The sequence below is a fragment of the Meridianimarinicoccus roseus genome, assembly GCF_003172915.1.
Classification (GTDB): domain Bacteria; phylum Pseudomonadota; class Alphaproteobacteria; order Rhodobacterales; family Rhodobacteraceae; genus Meridianimarinicoccus; species Meridianimarinicoccus roseus.
In genome coordinates this window covers 1-16300 of record NZ_QGKU01000042.1, presented here as the reverse complement: position 1 = coordinate 16300, position 16300 = coordinate 1, and the positions used below count along the sequence as shown (strand labels likewise).

The window sequence follows — 16300 nt, the reverse complement described above, 5'->3', positions numbered from 1 at the left end:
GGGGTGAAAGATTATTCGGGACGACAGATTTCGCCGCGGGTCATGGCACGCAGGGTGGCAACGCCAAGCAGGGCAACGATCAGGCACGATGCGATCAGCGCGGCCTGCCCGGCCCAGAAATGCGCGGAGCTGCCGGTCAGCGCGGCAAAGCGCAGCGTGGCCAGAGTCAGGGCCGCGACGGGAAAACTCAGCGCCCAATGGGACAGGCCGAAGGGCAGGCGGCGCAGCTTGCCGACTTGCGTCAGGGCAAGGCCGAGAAAGACCAGCGTCGCGGCATAGAGGAGGCGCGCAAAGCCATCCAGCACGCCGCCGTTCAGTTGCAGCCAGGCAAGGAAGCCCACGGCGGGCGGTGCGATCAGGATGGCCAGCGTCGGCACCATTCGGCCTGGTAGCGGGTCGTGAAAGATCAGCCGGTTCATCACCAATACAAGCAGCACGATCCAGAAGATCAGCCCGGCTGCGAAGAACACCCATGAGGTTTCGGGAAAGCCGAGTCCCACCCCAGCGATGGGGGCCACCACGTTGCCCACCGCCGGTATGAACCATGCCGGCGAGATGTGGTTGGCCTGGAATGCCCGGTTTCCGATCCAGTTGGACAACACGGCCAGCGTCAGACCCGCCTGTGTCAGCGCCCCGATCAGCCAGATCCCGCGCGCGACATCGGGCACGCTCGGCGCAAGCGCCGTGGCGATGAGCAGCAGCGAGATCGAGAAGGCCGGAAAGAAGGCGAGTTTGACGGGATGCTGCCATTCGGCGGCGACGGCCTTTGGATGGCGAAGGGCTTTGAGTAAATAGATTGCCGCGAGCGCGACAAAGATCGCAATGGTCAACGCCAATATCGCAAGACTTGCCCTGGTCCAGCCTGCGGCGTGCAGCGCCGTTGTCAGGCCCGACAGCCCGAGGACAGAGGCAAAGAAGGGCACGGGAAAATGTGCGAGGCGCGGTTCGGCTGTTGGCGTGGCAGACATGAGGTCATCCGGGGATCAGGGGGCATCAGGGTCGGACCCGGCACTGTCACCGGGTCCGACATCGATCGGGGCGGAAAGGACTTACACTCCGGTCGAATTTCACGGGCTGGCTGTTCGGTGGGTGTGTTCGCCCACCGGGCAGTCGCCCTCGTCGGACAGGCAGGCGTCGCTGCGCAGCTCCAGCCACATGGCGTTCAGGACGGCAAAGGCAGCTGCGAGCGGGAGGCCAAGAAGCCAGGCAAAATACCACATGTTTTCAGTCCTTTCAGTACAGCGTATCGGCGTTTTCGTTGACGTCTGCCTCGGTGACTTTGCCCCAGAGCACCTTGTAGACCCACGAGGTGTAGGCAAGGATCAGCGGCATGAAGATCAGCGCACAGACCAGCATGATGAACAGCGTCTGGTGGGAGCTTGAGGCATCCCAGACGGTCAGCGAACTGTCCGGGGCCACCGTAGAGGGCAGGATGAAGGGGAACATCGTCAGCCCGACCGAGGCGATGATGCCGGTGATCGCCATCTTCGACCACAGCAGGGTGGAGACTTCGCGCCCCGCCCGCAGCCCCATCACCGCGAGTGCAATGCCGACGAAGCCCATGACCGGTGCGACGATGATCCAAGGCCGCAACCAGTAGGCCGTGAGCCACGACCCTTCGCGGCTGACCTCGGAAAAGAGCGGGTTGGACGGCCCCGCCGGGACCACGTCGTTCACCAGTGCAAACCCGTCGATCCCCACGGCCAGCCACAGCCCTGCCAGCGCGTAGCCGCCAGCTGCCGTCATACCGGCCACCGCTCCGATACGGCGGGCGCGCTCGGCGATCGGGCCTTCGGTCTTCAGCGTCAGCCATGCCGCGCCATGCATCAGCAGCATGGAGAAGGACACGACACCCGCCAGGATCGCAAAGGGCCGCAAGAGGCCAAGGAACTTGCCGTAAAAGCTGCCGTCATACATCGGCATCAGGTCGTCGGTCAGGTAGAAAGGCACGCCCAGCAGGACATTCCCCACCGCCACGCCAAAGATCAGCGCGGGCACCGCGCCCCCTGCGAACAACGCCCAGTCCCAGCGCGCGCGCCATGTCGCGTCATCGCGCTTGGAGCGGTACTTGAACGCCACAGGGCGCACGATGAAGGCCGCCAGGACGACGAACATCGCCAGGTAGAAGCCGCTGAACGACACTGCGTAAAGCGGCGGCCAGGCCGCGAAGATTGCGCCACCGCCTAGGATGAACCAGACTTGGTTCCCTTCCCAGACCGGACCGACGGTGTTGATGACGACGCGGCGCTCCGTATCGGTCTTGGCGACAAAGGGCAGCAGCGCACCCGCGCCCATATCGAACCCGTCCGTAAGGGCAAATCCGATCAGCAACACGCCCAGAAGCGCCCACCAGATGACACGCAGTGTGTCGTAGTCGATCATTTCATGCAGGATCATGAGAGTTACTCCGCCGGTGTCGAAAGGGGTGATGCAGATGGGCTGGGCGCACCGGGGGTTTGGCGCAACCGGGCCTCGTGGCGGGCCTGCCAGGCGTCGGTTTCTTCTACGTCCTGGAACGGGCCCTTGCGGATGTATTTCACCATCAGTCTGACCTCGATCACGAAGAGCACGGTGTAGAAGAGGATGAAGCCCGCCAGCGTGATCAGCAGATCCGCGATGGACAGGTGCGAAGCCGACATCGCTGTCGGCAATACTCCGTCCACTGTCCAGGGCTGGCGGCCGAATTCCGCGACGAACCAGCCCAGCTCGGCTGCGATCCACGGCGTCGGAATGATCGCAACGGCTGCATAAAGCGACCAGCGCGGGAACTGCATGTTCCTGAACGACGCGCGGTAGAAGAAATAGGCCATCACCGCGATGAAGCTGAAGCCCAATGCCACCATGAAACGGAAGGCCCAGAACAGCGGAAAGACGCGCGGAATGGTGTCTTCGGCGGCCTGAGCGATCTGCGCGCCGGTCGCCGTGCGCGGGTCTACGACGTAGCGCTTGAGCAGGAAGGCGAAGCCCAGGTCATCGGAGTTCTGTTCAAAGACGGCGCGCGCCTCGTCCGGGACATTGCCGCGCGTCTCGCGGATGGTCATGAGCGCATCATACGCGATGATGCCACGGCGGATGCGCTCTTCGGCCTCGGTCACCAGGTCGTTGATGCCGGGAATTTCCTCAGTTAGGGAGCGCGTGCCGATCAGCCCCATGGCCCAGGGGATATGCACCGCGTAATGCGTCTCGCGCGCTTCCTGGTCGGGAAAGCCGACGAGGGTGAAATGCGCTGGCGCGGGCTCCGTTTCCCACATTGCCTCGATTGCGGCGAGTTTCATCTTCTGGGTGTGGCTGGCGGAATAGCCTGATTCATCGCCCAGAACCACGACGGAAAGCGCCGCCGCAAGGCCGAAGGAAGACGCCACCGCGATCGACCGCCGCGCCAGGTCCTTGTGGCGGTCCTGGATCAGGTAGAGCGCGGAGACGCCAAGCACGAAGACCGCCGCCGTCACATAGCCCGCTGACACCGTATGCACGAATTTGGCCTGCGCAACCTCGTTGAAGACCACGTCGAAGAAGGAGGTCATCTCCATCCGCATTGTGTCGGGGTTGAACTCTGCTCCCACCGGGTTCTGCATCCAGCCATTGGCGATCAGGATCCACAGCGCCGAGAAGTTTGACCCGATGGCCACCAGCCAGGCGACGACAAGGTGCTGCACCTTCGACAGCTTGTCCCAGCCGAAGAAGAAGAGCCCCACGAAGGTGGCCTCGAGGAAGAAGGCCATCAGTCCTTCGATGGCCAACGGCGCGCCGAAGATGTCACCGACGTAGTGGGAGTAATACGACCAGTTCATCCCGAACTGGAATTCCATGGTGATGCCGGTGGCGACCCCGAGGACGAAGTTGATGCCGAACAGCGTGCCCCAGAACTTGGTCATCTGGCGCCAGATGGGCCGGTTCGTCATCACATAGACGGTCTCCATGATCGCCACGAGGATCGACAGACCCAACGTCAGCGGCACGAAGAGAAAGTGATACATGGCCGTCATCGCGAATTGTAGGCGCGACAGCTCGATCAGTCCGATCTCCATGAGCGTGATCCTTTCGGTTGATAACCCGCATCACAGGTGCAGATTTTCGACCGTTATATTCCGCATTCAAGATACGAGAATGATCTGGATCAAATTCACATTCCGCAGTTGGAATTATTTCCTGCGTCCGGTCAGGCGCGCGCGACCTCGACGATGCGGTCGGCCTGATCCCGTTCGGCCGCATGATGTGCCGCAACAAGGAAGGCAGCATCAGGACAGGCCTGTCGCAAACCGGCCATGACACGGCGGGCTGTTGCCTCGTCCAGCCCCTCCGTAGGTTCGTCGAGGAGCAGAAGCCGCGGCGTCCGCAGGATCGCGCGCGCCAAGACCAGTCGGCGCGCTTCCCCCCCCGAAAGCCCGGCCCCGCGCGCGCCTAGCCGCAGGTCCAGACCGCCACGGCCGCGCAGGGTATCAGCCAGGCACGTGGCCTCCAACGCGGCCCAGAGCGCGTCGTCGCGGGCCTCGGGCGCGGCAAGCCGCAGGTTCGCCGCCACGGTGCCCGAGATCAGGACCGCACGCTGCGTCACGAGGACGGCGCTTTCCGTCACCGTCTCCATAGGCAGTCGCGACGGATCGGCCCCGAACAGGCTTACCTGACCCCGCGAAGGGGACAGCGCGCCGACCGCCATGAGCAGCAGCGTGCTCTTGCCGCTCCCGCTGGCGCCTTGCAGCACGACGGTCTCGCCGGGCCGGACCGACAGGGACACCGGCCTAAACAGTGGTCGACCAGACACCTCGATGGCGGCATCGCGCATTTCCAAACCCGTGTCCGAAGCCAGGACAGGGGCGTCCGACGCCTGTGGGGCATGAGCACGCAGCGCCGGGCCGATGCGCCGCGCGGCCTGTGTCATGCGCCCGATTTCGGTCAAGGCCCGCCGAACCGAGGCCACTGCTTCGGCCAGCGCCAGCGCGGCAAAGACGCCGATGGCTGCCGTAGCCACGGAAATCGTGCCCGCTTGAACCAGTGCGATCCCGCTCAGAAGGCAGCCCACCGTCACCAACGCGCTCACCATGTCCAGCAGCATCCCCGTGATGCGGTCGATCCGGTCGAGCTGCCTGCGCGCCTCTGCCGCCCGGTCGAAGGCGTCCTGCGCCCCTCGGGTGGCGCGAGGCAACTGGCCAAAGACGGCAAGATCATCCCGCCCCAAGACCAGATCGACCATTCGGCTGCGCCCAATCTGTAACGCGGCCTCAGCCAGCCGGGCAGGGCGTTTCGCGACCTTCTGGCCCGCGAGGAAGATCACCGTCGGCAGGACGAGGTAGCCCGCACCCAGGATCAGCGCCATGGTGGGGGCCACCAGCCACCACAGCAGAAGCGACGCCGCAAGGATCGTGATCCATCCGGCCAAGGCAGGCAGGACCAAACGCAGCAGCGCCCCGTCCAATGCCTCCGTGTCGGCGGTGATGCGGTTCAGCTCCGACGCCGCACGCAGCTGTTCCAGCGCGCGGTGCGGTCGCATCAGCACGCCGCGCAATAGCGCGACCCGCAGGCCCGACACCGCGCGCAGTGTGGCATCATGGGTCAGCACACGCTCGCCGTAACGGGCCGCGGTCCGCCCCAACGCGAGGAACCGCACCATGGCCGAGGGTGCAAAGACGTTGAACAGGACGCCGATTCCCGCAATGCCTGCGGCGGCGGTGGCCATGATGAACCACCCCGAGAGAGCCAACAGGGCAACGCCCATCACCAACACGGCGATCGACAGCGCAAGACCATATGACAGCGCTACCCGTTCGGCGCGCGAAATGGCGATGATGACCGACAAGAGCGCCTTCATGCCGCCGCACTCCGGTCTATCGTGATCCTCTGCGCCATCCGTGCGGCCAGCGCAGTGTCATGGGTGGATACAACCAGCGTTCCGCCCGCGTCAGCAAATCGCAGCAGGCTGTCGCTGACGAGTTGCGCGGTCTCTGGATCCAGATCCGCCGTTGGCTCATCGGCCATCAGAAGCCCCGGGTTGCCGTGCATGGCCCGCGCCAGCGTCACGCGCCGCGCCTCCCCGCCGGACAATCCCGCGCCGCGTTCGCCCAAGCGGGTCAGATCGCCGCGGAGTAGCAGGTCGATCACGTCCGTCAGACGGGCGGCCTCCAGCGTTTCCTTCGTCACGGCCGCGCCGAAGCCAATGTTGTGGCGCAGCGATCCGTTCACGAAATGCGGTGCCTGCGGCATCCACCCGATCCCGGCGCGCCAAGCATCTGCCGTCTCGTCCGACAAGGGCACGCCTCCGATCAGGATCAGGCCTTCGGCCGGCCGCTCCACCCCAGCGATCAGGCGCAGCAGGGTCGTCTTGCCCGAACCGCTCGGTCCCTCGATCGCAAGGCTGTCGCCGGGTTCCAGCCGGATATCGGGATAGACGACACCCCTGTGACCCAGGCCCCTGGTCTCCAACGTCGTCATGGGGCAGGGCGAAACCGCCTCTCCGCGCCCCAGGCGCCGCGGGCGCATCTCGGCGCGCCAGGTCGCGACCTCGTCCATCACTGCATCCGCACCGGATTTGTCATGCCAGGCCGCGGCGAGATCGCGCAGGGGCCTGAAGAATTCGGGCGCAAGCAGCAGCAGGTACAGGCCGACAGTCGGCTTCAGGACGTCGCCCCAGCCGCCCCAGCTCAGCTCTCCCAGCAAGGAGAACCCCACCCAGATCGCGACCATGGCCACGCCGACGGCCGAGAAGAACTCCAGCACCGTCGACGACAGGAAAGCGATGCGCAACACCGCCATGGTGCGCACGCGCAAGTCATCGCTGGCCTGGGCAAAGCTGTCCACCGTTGCGGGGCCGGCCCCGATCAACCGCAGGTCGGACAACGCCGCGAGCCGTTCGACCAGCAAGTCGCTCAATTGGCCGACTTCCTGCAACTGCCGCGCACTGGCCTCCTTCGCGGCCCAGCCCACCAGGGCCATGAATACCGGGATCAACGGACCGGCCAGCAGAAGAACGAGGGCGACCGCCCAACTGTGCCAGGCCGCAATGCACAGGATCACCGGGGGCAGCACCATCACCCGCATCCGGGCCGGTCGGTAGCGCAGCAGGGCCGGGCGCAGCGCCTCCAGCTTTTCGTGGGTCAGCGCCGCGATGGCGCCTGCGCCCCCCAGCGCGGATGGTGTGGCTGCCTGCGCCTCTGCCGTCACGATCTCGTGCCTTAGGACAGCAATGCGCGCATCCGCCGCCCGGGCCAGCATCCCTTGCGCCGCCATGTCGAGCGTTGCGCGCAAGCCCCAGAGTAGCACGATCCACAGACCGGTGCGCCAGACCTCGACGGGCTGATCCGCCATGAGATCGCCGAAGACCCGTGCGATCACCGCGGCGACCCCCAACCAGACCAAACTGGACAGCACCGCCAACAGGCTGCCCGCGGTCTCGTTCGCGCTGGGGTGATCCTTGGGGGCCGAAGGACCCCTTGGTTTTTTCCGTATCATGGATGCGTGTTTAAGCGGAACTTGGCCGAGCCGATTTGATCTGGCGCAAGGCTTTTCCGGCATTTTCGTCCCATCTTGGCCAGATGACCCGGAAACCTCCATGCGATTGACCATCCGAACCAACCTTGCCGCGCGCATCCTGATGACCTGCGCCGAAAACCCCGATCGCGTGCTCAAGACGGCCGAGGTCGCGGAACTGTGCAACTGTTCCACCAACCATGCGGCACATGTGGTGCAACGACTTCAGGCCGATGGCTATGTGTCCACCGTGCGCGGTCGCTCTGGCGGGTTCTCCCTTGCCTTGGCCGCCGACAAGGTATCCATCGGCGCCGTCTTCCGTCTGTTCGAGGCCGATATTCCTTTTGCCGAGTGTTTCGACGAGGTCACCAACACCTGTCCCTTGAGTAAAACCTGCCGCCTGAAACGTTATATCGAGCGCGCCCTAGATGCCTTTTACCACGAACTCGACATGGTCACGCTGCGCGATCTGGTGCAGGGGAATTGCGGCCTGAGCGCGCTTTTGACGCTAAGGCCCGAAGTGCCGAACTCGTGCTCCCGATAAAGATCAACGCCGCGCAAAATGGTCCAACGGGATCTTCAGATAGGAGCGACCGTTGGCCTCCGGTTCGGGCAGGCGTCCGCCGCGGATGTTGACCTGAAGCGCAGCGAGCATCAGGCGGGGCAGCGGCAGGGTGGCGTCGCGGGCATCGCGCAACGCTCGGAATTCAGTTTCGGTCAGCCCGTCCTTGAGGTGGATATTCTGCGCCCTGTGCTCGGCCACCGTCGCCTTGCATTGCGCCGCGCGCCCGTTCGGCGCGTAGTCGTGGCCGACGAACACGCGCGTCTCATCCGGCAGGGCAAGAATGCGCTGGATGCTGTCGAAGAGCGCTTTGGACGAGCCGCCGGGAAAATCCGCACGGCTGGTGCCGCTGTCCGGTATCATCAGCGTGTCATTCACAAAGGCCGCATCGCCCGCGACATAGGTGATCGAGGCCAGCGTGTGGCCGGGCGAGAAGATCACCGAGACAGGTATGTTGCCCACCATGAAAGTGTCGCCGTCGGCAAAGAGCCGGTCCCATTGGCCGCCATCGGTGGGCACGGTGCCGGGCAGGTTATAGATGTCGGTCCACAACTTCTGGACGCCCGTCACCTTCTCGCCAATCGCCGTGGGCGCGCCGGTCTGTGCCTTCAGCCACTGCGCCGCCGAGAAGTGATCGGCGTGCGGATGCGTGTCGAGGATCCATTCCAGCGCGATCCCGGCTTCACGGACGTAGGCCAGCAGCTTCTCGGCATTCGCCGTACCTGTTGCACCGGACAGCGTATCGAACTCCATCACCGGGTCGACAATTGCGCCTTTCATGGTGAGGGGATCGTGAAAGACATACTGCCAGCTTCCGGTCGGTTCATCCCAGAAGGGTTTGACGATGGGATTGGTCATGGTTCTGACTCCTGTAGTTCGACTTGGCTCAGAATCTGCTGGCCCGCAGCATCCGAATTCCTTCCTCGTGTGATTCAAGGCGATCGGTGAGTAGCCCGGCACTGCCTTCGTCTCCTGCGTCCGCACAAAGCGAGACGGCCGTGCGCAGCGTCGCGGCAATCGTTTCTTGCTCGGCAATGGCCTCGGCGACCATGTCATCGGCGGACTTGGCCGACGCGGGCCGGGCCATGAGGTCGTACACCGAGGTAAGGGGACAAGCGCCCTGAATGCAGATGCGTTCCGCGATGCCTCCCAGTGCGGCGCAGATATAACTTTTACTGTCCTTTGAACATCGCATGAAGCTGGTGGAACTGCGGGTCTGAGACGTTCCAGCGGCAGCCGTGGATCTGGACTTAGAGGTGAAAGGTCTGGCCGAGACCGCCGGTGAGTGCGGAAACAACGGGCGGGGCGGTCATTGTTGTGGTCCCTTTTCATGAGATAGGTGTGCGGTCCCGCCAGGCGGCGGGACCGTGGAAAGTCAGAGTTGGCGGGTGGAGAAGTACCAATCCACCGTGTCGTAGCCTTCGCTCGCGCGGGCGGCGGCCTCTTCGGGGGTTTTCGGCGTCGGCACGATCACCGCGTCACCGGGCTTCCAGTTTTCCGGCATGGCGCAGCCGTTCTCATCCGCGGTCTGAAGCGCGATCAGAAGGCGGTAGATCTCGTCGACCGAGCGGCCCGCGTTCATCGGGTAGTAGACCATTGCACGCAGCACACCTTCGGGATCGATGATGAAGGTCGCCCGCACGGCGGCGGTGTCGGAGGCGCCGGGCTGGATCATTCCATAGGCCTGCGCCACGGCCATGTTCAGATCCGCGATGATCGGAAAGCGGATTTCGGTGCCGAACTTCTCCTTGATGTTCAGAACCCAGGCGATGTGACTGTAATGGCTGTCGATCGACAGGCCCAGCAGCGCGGTATTGGCGGCGGCAAAATCATCATGGCGCTTGGCAAAGCCGATGAACTCCGTGGTGCAGACCGGGGTGAAATCCGCCGGGTGCGAGAACAGTACAAGCCACTTGCCGCGGTAGTCCTCCAGCCGCTTCTGGCCGTGGGTGGTAAGCGCGTCGAAAGCCGGGGCCGGTTCGTTCAGACGGGGCCCTGCGGGTCGGGCGGCGGCTTGGGCGATGGGGGTCTGGGCGGTCATCTCTGGGTCTCCTTCGTGATCCCGTTTCGGTGATGACCCCAATCTGGGGGATTGTGTTATATATGTGAAATTGAATATAGTGAAGGAACTGATAGAGAGCTTCTATATGTTCACCCTTCGGCAGTTGCGCTTTCTCGTGGCGCTCGCGGATCATCTGAACTTTTCGCAGGCGGCAGAGGTCTGTTTCGTCACGCAACCCACCTTGTCGTCAGGCATCAAGGAACTGGAGGCGATCCTCGGCGTGCAACTCTTCGAGCGGACAAAGCGCAGCGTCATGCTGACGACCGTTGGTGCAGAGATTGCCGAGCGCGCCCGGCGCCTGCTCTTGGATGCCGGGGAAATCACGGTCACGGCGGAAGCCCATCGCAACCCGTTTCAGGGGGATTTGCGCCTGGGCGCGATCCCTACCGTCGGCCCTTACCTCATACCTCATGCCCTGCCGGAAATTCGCAGGGCCATGCCCGAGATCAAGCTGTTCCTGCGCGAGGAAATGACGGAGGCTCTGATTGCTGGACTGACGGCGGGACGTCTGGACGCCATCGTCATTGCCTTGCCGTTCGAAACCGGAAATCTCCAGATCGCGCCGCTGTTCGAAGACGGCTACCAGCTTGCCTCACCACCCGACTGGCCCGCCCCGATGGGCACGGGTCGCCGCGCTCTGGAACAGGCCAAAGGTCATTTGATGCTGCTGGAAAAGGGGCATTGCCTGCAACGGCATGCCTTGGCCGCCTATCCCGGCCAGCTTTCAAAGGAACTGGATGACTTCGCGGCCACAAGCCTGAACACGCTGATCGCCATGGTGTCCGAAGGTTTGGGCATCACATTGCTGCCTGATCTGGCGGTGGCCGCCGGCGTGGCTGGGGAAAGCGGTGTCCGATTGACCCCATTGCCGGATGCCTGCCCAAGGCAGGTCGTACTTGCCTGGCGGTCTGGCTCCGCACGGGAGGCCGTCTTCGCAAAGCTTGCGGGGATCCTGCGCTCCTACAAACAGATGAATTGACCACATTCGTCACTAGTCGCGTCGTCAGATGCGGCGAGAACCGGAAACCGTCGCGTTAGGGTCGCATGGTGGCAGCCCAGTATCCCACCGTCGAGACACCAGGCGACAGTAGGTATGCCGCAAGGAGTTATGCTGGAAGAAAAGATCAGAGTATTGATTTGCACTCAGAGGTGACCAGTCTACCAACATAATTTCCATTGGGAATTGACCCATGTGAGCCTTTCCCAGCACCATGCTTGGCGGGGGCCGATGGAGTAGTACACATAAGACTTGTGAACATCATCCGACGTGTGGCGCTGCGAGAGAAGTTGCCAATCCGAGAACTTGCGCGGCGGACCGGCACCGGAAGCGCCGAGCAGATACCACAATTCTGACCTGCCGTTCGTGCGGTGGTAATTCGCAAGACAACATCGGCAGTGGCGCTGAACGTGCCGAGAAATCCCGCCGAGTCTTGTGCACGCGGACGCCCCCAGCCGGACGCGCATGGATCAGCGCCCTGTCGTCAATCAGCTCGATCCGTCCCGCTTCCAACTCTCCGGGCAGGAATGCCTGTCGACCCATTTTCAGATGCCATCGGCAACCTCCCGTCTGGTAGATTGGTGAAACATAGCGCTGCAAATATGCGTCAACGGAAATCTTGCCTGTCGTTCCACATCAGGCCGGGAGCGCGGGCCTGCCCTTGTTGACTTTGCGAAGGCTAACATTTTGCGGTTGGATCGAGCGGAAGCAAAGCCTTTGTTTTCAGAACGAATTTCAACGTATTCGAGTTCTTTTCCATGAGCAGGTTCAAGTGCGGCGCCAGCCTTTTCGCCTTTCTCGATCTTATTCCAACGGTCGCCCTTCCCGGAAGCGGGTCGATCACGATCAACGGATACGCCTTCACCGGTGACGGCGACTTTACCGCATGCGGGAACTGGAACGAGGGGCTGGGCTGTGGCTTGGCGACGTCGTGACCGATCAACGATCCCGGCACCCAGGCCTTATGGGTCCGCAGGCCGTCTGTGTGAACGGGGTCTTCATCAACAATTCTCAGTTGCCGCTCGGCACGCTCTTTCTGGGCCAGGATCACACGCAAGACGATTTCTCGATGCAGGCTTGGGACGGCCCGTCAATCTTCGAGTTGCGCGGAGGCACCTTCACTGTGAGCCGGGCGACCGTCGGCAAGGCGACCCAGAGCAACGAGTATCGCGCCCTCGGATTCGGGACCATCGCGCCCGCGACCGTGAGGCGCATGGGGGGCACCCTGGCAGGCAGCTGGCATTTCGTGCCGTATTCCAGCGACGAACCGGGGGCGGCGGCATCGCGGCTTGAACTTCACTAAAACCTTGTATGGGACCTTTCGGTGTTTTCGGGATTTCCCGGGGCGCTGGCGCTGGCCAATCCCGGGATAACGCTGACGGTTGGGCCCTTCATGGAAGTGACCGGTACGATCGAGAACCCCGGCCTGATCACCTTCGCACAAAACGGCATCCTCGAAATCGAGGGCAAGACGACGCTTTCGGGCGGCGGGCAGGTGGTGATGGGCTCGCCGGAATCGACGATACGCTATGGCAACGACAACCTGCCCGACGACGAGTTGATCAACGTGGACAACACGATCCGCGGGCAGGGCACGATCAGTGTCGATCTGATCAACCAAGGCACAATCCGCAACGAGGGCGGAAGGCTTCAGTTGGACCGCGCTGTGGTCAGCGACGGCACGATCCGGGCACAGGACGGAACGCTGAACATCGGGGGCGACCTTGAGGGGAATGGGCGGGTCGAAGTCGCGTCGGACGGTGTGCTCGAAGTCGATGGAGGGCTCTTCAAGAACCATACCGTTGTGGTGGAGAACGGCGGCACCATCGACTGGACCGATCCGGCCCGGACCACGATCGAGGTCGTCGATTTTTTTGGTGACCTTACGCAGATCGGCGGTACCTACGCGCCCGGCGCCTCTCCGGCGGAAAGCCTGCTCGACGGGGACTACACGCTGGGCGGCGGCGGGATATTCGAGCTCGAGTTCGCCGGTCTGACTACCGGGCTCTTCGACCAGCTCACCGTGACCGGCGATGTGTTCCTGACCGACGGCTACCTGTCGGTACTAGAGCTTGCGCCCTTCACCTTCGGCGCTGGCCAGTATTTCGAGGTGGTCGAGGTGCAGGGCAGCCTGTTCGGCGAGTTTGGCGGGCTGGGCGAGGGCGCACGGATCTCGGGCCTGTCGCGGGACGTGTTCATCACCGATGCCGACGGCAACGGCAACGACATCGCCCTCTATACCGAGGGCGGTTTGGCTCCCGCTCATGTGCCGCTGCCCGCCAGCATTCCCGCGTTCCTGGCCGCGCTCGGCGGGCTGGCCGCACTCCGCCGAAAGACTGCCGCCGCCTGACGGGGGACGGACGGCTTCTTGCGCGGCTCGAGCGTGCCCAGAACTATCTGTCAGCCTCGGCCGATTACTTCATGGCACGGGCGAGCCTGTTGGTCGTCCGGATGGCCTGACGTTTGTAGGACGGGGAAAATTTCGGCTCAGGCGGGAGTTGCGGAACAGAGACTCGCCGTGATCTAGTTCAGCTGAAACCGAACGGACCAGTAGGGAACAAAGAGGAGTTCTATCATGCATTTTCTTTTGAAAACCGTTTCCCTCGTCGGCCTTGCCATCTCCACGGCGCTGCCCGCCTTTGCAGAGAAACTGACTGGACAGGAGGTGGCATCCTTGTTCGCGCGGGGCCAGATCAGTTTTCAGGCAGGGTCCGTCTGGACGACCGAGGCGGGCAATCGTTACACGCTCACTCACCCTAATTCTTCCGGGGAAACAGGATCGTTCAAGATTTTCTCAAATGGAACCATCGAACGACATGACGAGGCCACGGGCCGCAAAACGCGCTATCACTTCGATCGCGCATCAGACGGCACGATTTCGGCGGTCTATGGCAATGGGAGCCGTTACGCGATCAAATGACAACTGCCACGATGTTGTGAAGGGCATTATAGTAGATCCGCTGTTTGCGGCCCGGCCCCGTAACGTAAGGAGAAGAATAAGCAGGGGGTGCCGGGCAAAAAGCCCAATCGCATCGAGCCGCAAAATGCTCGCGAACACATATTTTTACCATAATATCCATTCCCAGTTATAAATTGTGTAAGCGGTGGATTCACAAACGAAGCGCAAATTCTGTACGAAGACAGAGATTTGCATGGAGTATTAAGAATGGGAACCCACTACTGTCACCAGATGCCGGGACTGAACACCTAGGCTGTATGGCCGGAAGTCGAAACGGGCGCGTAGCCGATCTTCATTGGTCCACAGCCCTCAAGATCGCTTGCCAGTCCTGCCCGGCGCCAAGCACACGCAAGATCGCGAGATGATCGCCCTCGATCCGGTAGATGATCAGATGCTCTGCGCTTGGGTGGATGCGGACAGGCGGCTGGAACTCAGAACGCTCGCGCGCAATCTCCGGCATGAACAGCAGCCGCTCGAAGGTGTCTTCCAGAATGTCGGTATAGCGATCGGCCTGAGCCATGGACCACTGCTGCGCGGTGTAAATCCAGATGTCTTCCAGGTCGTTCTGAGCGACCGGTGTCAGACGGTAGGTCGTCAGGCTATCTGCGGGCATGTTTCTCCCGCATCTGCGACTTGAACGCCTTGAAATCGAACGGCTCGGGCTCGCCGCTCTTCACGCCCTCGTCGATCGCGCTCTGCAGTGCCTCTATCGCCTGCGCGCGCTCCTGATCGCGGCGGATGAGGTGGCGCACATAATCGCTCGTGTTGCTGAAACTACCGTCTTTCAGACGGGCTTCCACCCAACTCTTCATCGGATCGGGCAGAGACACATTCATTGTGGCCATGGATCATACTCCTTGTTCCGATCAAAGTATCATGCTTTGGCAGCGTTCGTCAAAATACTTGGCATACTTTGCCATGAGCACCAGGTCGCCCGGCGCCGGGCGTGATCACGAAGAGCCGCGACCGGCGACGCCTTCGAGCTCTGGTACAGAGTTATTTGGAAGGTGCTTCGAGGCATCTTTCGCATCGTATAAGTGACGTCATTATCACCATGTCGCTTCGGAAATTTCGGTGCTGTAAGCGCAAAGCGGTAATATCACCCATGGTCAAAGCAGAAGTGACACTCTGCCCCTCAAAAGGATTGGGGGAGAGCGGTCATCCGGGCACACAGGAGCAATTCAAGTCAGGTGGCATCGAATTCCTGTCCGAGGCGCGCCAGTTCCGTGAGGGCCTCTTCGCGCCCCGCAGGCTTCCGGCGATCAAGCCGGAACAGGCCGAGCGCGTTGAACACCTCCCGCTTCGTCGCTTCCGTCTTCGTGAGGGCCCGCTCGGTCCCTTCCCGGATCACTCCGAGTACGTGGCCGGGATCCTTCGCCAGCCGGGCGCGCTCTTCGCGGATCGGCGCGATCAGGGCCTGCAGGATATCCTCGAGGCGCCGCTTGATCGCCCCGTCGCCAAGGCCGCCGCGCGTGTAGCGGGCCTTCAGTTCCGCGACGCCCTCGGCGTTCTCATCGAAGGCGTCGAGATAGGTGAACACCACGTTTCCGTCCACGCGTCCGGGATCCTCGACGCGCAAGTGGCCGGGGTCGGTGAACATGGCCCGCACCGCGGCGCGGATCTCGTCCGGCGAGGCCGACAGCCGGATCGCGTTGCCGCCCGATTTCGACATCTTGGCCTTGCCATCCACGCCGGGCAGCCGCCCGGCCTTCGGGATTATGGCGCGCGCCTCTGGCAGCACCGCGCGGCCTGCGGCCGCGTTGATGCGGCGGACGATCTCGTTGGTCTGCTCGATCAGCGGGGCCTGGTCCGCGCCGACCGGCACAACGGTCGCCCGGAAGGCGGTGATGTCGGCCGCCTGAGCCGCGGGGTAGCACAGGAAGCCCGCGGGAATGTTCCGACCGAACCCGCGCGCTTCGATCTCGTCCTTGATCGTCGGGTTGCGCTCGAGCCGGGCGACGGTGACGAAATTGAGGTAGAGCATGGTCAGTTCGGCGAGCGCCGGGAGGTGCGACTGCAGGCAGATCGTCGTACGCGCGGGATCGATCCCGACGGCGAGGTAATCGAGCGCGACCTCGAGCACGTTCCGGCTGACCTTCGCCGGATCGTGGGCATTGTCGGTCAACGCCTGCATGTCGGCGAGCAGCAGGAACTGCGCGTGGCTGTCCTGCAGGCGCAGGCGGGTCGACAGCGAGCCCGCGTAGTGGCCGAGATGAAGGGGGCCGGTGGTCCGGTCCCCGGTGAGAATGACGGGTTTGC

The 16300-nt window shown here is 63.0% G+C and carries 18 protein-coding genes; 6 read left to right on the top strand and 12 right to left on the bottom strand.

Features of this window, described 5'->3' with window-relative positions; all coding sequences use genetic code 11:
* Positions 1–11 precede the first annotated feature (11 nt).
* The 6 genes from DKT77_RS13695 to DKT77_RS13670 all read right to left on the bottom strand — a co-directional run bounded on the left by DKT77_RS13695 (position 12) and on the right by DKT77_RS13670 (position 7443).
* Positions 12–968: an SLAC1 anion channel family protein gene (locus tag DKT77_RS13695; RefSeq protein ID WP_109812259.1), complete on the bottom strand. Its 957-nt coding sequence runs from the start codon at positions 966–968 to the stop codon at positions 12–14.
* A gap of 99 nt (positions 969–1067) precedes the next feature.
* Positions 1068–1220 carry a cytochrome bd-I oxidase subunit CydX gene (gene cydX / locus DKT77_RS13690; protein WP_109812258.1) on the bottom strand — a complete coding sequence of 51 codons (153 nt, stop codon included), beginning with the start codon at positions 1218–1220 and terminating at the stop codon, positions 1068–1070.
* A gap of 13 nt (positions 1221–1233) precedes the next feature.
* Positions 1234–2397, bottom strand: coding sequence for a cytochrome d ubiquinol oxidase subunit II (cydB, locus tag DKT77_RS13685; RefSeq protein ID WP_109812257.1), 1164 nt, complete (start codon positions 2395–2397; stop codon positions 1234–1236).
* Positions 2398–2402: 5 nt separating this feature from the next.
* Positions 2403–4028 carry a cytochrome ubiquinol oxidase subunit I gene (locus DKT77_RS13680; protein WP_109812256.1) on the bottom strand — a complete coding sequence of 542 codons (1626 nt, stop codon included), beginning with the start codon at positions 4026–4028 and terminating at the stop codon, positions 2403–2405.
* Between the two features lie 131 nt (positions 4029–4159).
* Complete coding sequence (locus DKT77_RS13675; RefSeq protein WP_109812255.1) at positions 4160–5806, bottom strand: amino acid ABC transporter ATP-binding/permease protein; 1647 nt, start codon at positions 5804–5806, stop codon at positions 4160–4162.
* Positions 5803–7443, bottom strand: a complete 1641-nt coding sequence (locus tag DKT77_RS13670; RefSeq protein WP_109812254.1) for an ABC transporter ATP-binding protein/permease — start codon at positions 7441–7443, stop codon at positions 5803–5805. Before DKT77_RS13670 ends, DKT77_RS13675 begins: the two co-directional genes overlap by 4 nt.
* 100 nt (positions 7444–7543) lie before the next feature.
* Between DKT77_RS13670 and DKT77_RS13665 the strand changes: the two genes are divergently transcribed.
* Positions 7544–8005, top strand: a complete 462-nt coding sequence (locus tag DKT77_RS13665) for an RrF2 family transcriptional regulator (protein ID WP_109812253.1) — start codon at positions 7544–7546, stop codon at positions 8003–8005.
* 3 nt (positions 8006–8008) lie between these two features.
* Here the strand turns inward: DKT77_RS13665 and DKT77_RS13660 are convergent, their stop codons facing one another.
* The 3 genes from DKT77_RS13660 to DKT77_RS13650 all read right to left on the bottom strand — a co-directional run bounded on the left by DKT77_RS13660 (position 8009) and on the right by DKT77_RS13650 (position 10064).
* A complete protein-coding gene (locus DKT77_RS13660; protein WP_109812252.1) occupies positions 8009–8881 on the bottom strand; it encodes an MBL fold metallo-hydrolase in 873 nt (290 codons plus the stop codon).
* Positions 8882–8909: 28 nt separating this feature from the next.
* On the bottom strand, positions 8910–9110 hold the full coding sequence (locus DKT77_RS13655) for a ferritin-like domain-containing protein (RefSeq protein ID WP_238547898.1): 201 nt from the start codon (positions 9108–9110) through the stop codon (positions 8910–8912).
* Between the two features lie 288 nt (positions 9111–9398).
* Positions 9399–10064 (bottom strand): peroxiredoxin, encoded by a 666-nt coding sequence (locus tag DKT77_RS13650; RefSeq protein ID WP_109812250.1) that lies wholly within the window; start codon positions 10062–10064, stop codon positions 9399–9401.
* A 79-nt stretch (positions 10065–10143) separates the two neighbouring features.
* Between DKT77_RS13650 and DKT77_RS13645 the strand changes: the two genes are divergently transcribed.
* The 5 genes from DKT77_RS13645 to DKT77_RS13630 all read left to right on the top strand — a co-directional run bounded on the left by DKT77_RS13645 (position 10144) and on the right by DKT77_RS13630 (position 14002).
* Positions 10144–11064, top strand: coding sequence for a hydrogen peroxide-inducible genes activator (locus tag DKT77_RS13645; RefSeq protein WP_238547897.1), 921 nt, complete (start codon positions 10144–10146; stop codon positions 11062–11064).
* A 776-nt stretch (positions 11065–11840) separates the two neighbouring features.
* Complete coding sequence (locus tag DKT77_RS21075; protein ID WP_238547896.1) at positions 11841–12017, top strand: hypothetical protein; 177 nt, start codon at positions 11841–11843, stop codon at positions 12015–12017.
* 50 nt (positions 12018–12067) lie between these two features.
* Positions 12068–12385, top strand: coding sequence for a hypothetical protein (locus DKT77_RS13640; RefSeq protein ID WP_146205005.1), 318 nt, complete (start codon positions 12068–12070; stop codon positions 12383–12385).
* A gap of 21 nt (positions 12386–12406) precedes the next feature.
* Positions 12407–13432, top strand: coding sequence for a hypothetical protein (locus tag DKT77_RS13635; RefSeq protein ID WP_109812247.1), 1026 nt, complete (start codon positions 12407–12409; stop codon positions 13430–13432).
* Between the two features lie 225 nt (positions 13433–13657).
* The gene (locus DKT77_RS13630; protein ID WP_109812246.1) at positions 13658–14002 is read left to right on the top strand and encodes a hypothetical protein; all 345 of its coding nucleotides are present in this window, start codon (positions 13658–13660) and stop codon (positions 14000–14002) included.
* Positions 14003–14333: 331 nt separating this feature from the next.
* On the opposite strand, the gene DKT77_RS13625 is transcribed toward DKT77_RS13630, so the two are convergent.
* The 3 genes from DKT77_RS13625 to trpS all read right to left on the bottom strand — a co-directional run.
* Positions 14334–14654 (bottom strand): type II toxin-antitoxin system RelE/ParE family toxin, encoded by a 321-nt coding sequence (locus DKT77_RS13625; protein WP_109812245.1) that lies wholly within the window; start codon positions 14652–14654, stop codon positions 14334–14336.
* On the bottom strand, positions 14641–14886 hold the full coding sequence (locus tag DKT77_RS13620) for a type II toxin-antitoxin system ParD family antitoxin (protein ID WP_109812244.1): 246 nt from the start codon (positions 14884–14886) through the stop codon (positions 14641–14643). The genes DKT77_RS13625 and DKT77_RS13620 overlap by 14 nt, the downstream gene beginning before the upstream one ends.
* A 341-nt stretch (positions 14887–15227) precedes the next feature.
* Positions 15228–16300: tryptophan--tRNA ligase (gene trpS / locus DKT77_RS13615; protein WP_109812243.1), on the bottom strand; the 1073-nt coding region annotated here is incomplete at its 5' end.

Excerpts from the sequence above, each read along its gene's own strand:
- DKT77_RS13695 (WP_109812259.1), bottom strand. The coding sequence starts at position 968 with ATGTCTGCCACGCCAACAGCCGAACCGCGCCTCGCACATTTTCCCGTG.
- cydX (WP_109812258.1), bottom strand. The coding sequence starts at position 1,220 with ATGTGGTATTTTGCCTGGCTTCTTGGCCTCCCGCTCGCAGCTGCCTTT.
- cydB (WP_109812257.1), bottom strand. The coding sequence starts at position 2,397 with ATGATCCTGCATGAAATGATCGACTACGACACACTGCGTGTCATCTGG.
- DKT77_RS13680 (WP_109812256.1), bottom strand. The coding sequence starts at position 4,028 with ATGGAGATCGGACTGATCGAGCTGTCGCGCCTACAATTCGCGATGACG.
- DKT77_RS13675 (WP_109812255.1), bottom strand. The coding sequence starts at position 5,806 with ATGAAGGCGCTCTTGTCGGTCATCATCGCCATTTCGCGCGCCGAACGG.
- DKT77_RS13670 (WP_109812254.1), bottom strand. The coding sequence starts at position 7,443 with ATGATACGGAAAAAACCAAGGGGTCCTTCGGCCCCCAAGGATCACCCC.
- DKT77_RS13665 (WP_109812253.1), top strand. The coding sequence starts at position 7,544 with ATGCGATTGACCATCCGAACCAACCTTGCCGCGCGCATCCTGATGACC.
- DKT77_RS13660 (WP_109812252.1), bottom strand. The coding sequence starts at position 8,881 with ATGACCAATCCCATCGTCAAACCCTTCTGGGATGAACCGACCGGAAGC.
- DKT77_RS13655 (WP_238547898.1), bottom strand. The coding sequence starts at position 9,110 with ATGGCCCGGCCCGCGTCGGCCAAGTCCGCCGATGACATGGTCGCCGAG.
- DKT77_RS13650 (WP_109812250.1), bottom strand. The coding sequence starts at position 10,064 with ATGACCGCCCAGACCCCCATCGCCCAAGCCGCCGCCCGACCCGCAGGG.
- DKT77_RS21075 (WP_238547896.1), top strand. The coding sequence starts at position 11,841 with ATGAGCAGGTTCAAGTGCGGCGCCAGCCTTTTCGCCTTTCTCGATCTT.
- DKT77_RS13630 (WP_109812246.1), top strand. The coding sequence starts at position 13,658 with ATGCATTTTCTTTTGAAAACCGTTTCCCTCGTCGGCCTTGCCATCTCC.
- DKT77_RS13625 (WP_109812245.1), bottom strand. The coding sequence starts at position 14,654 with ATGCCCGCAGATAGCCTGACGACCTACCGTCTGACACCGGTCGCTCAG.
- DKT77_RS13620 (WP_109812244.1), bottom strand. The coding sequence starts at position 14,886 with ATGGCCACAATGAATGTGTCTCTGCCCGATCCGATGAAGAGTTGGGTG.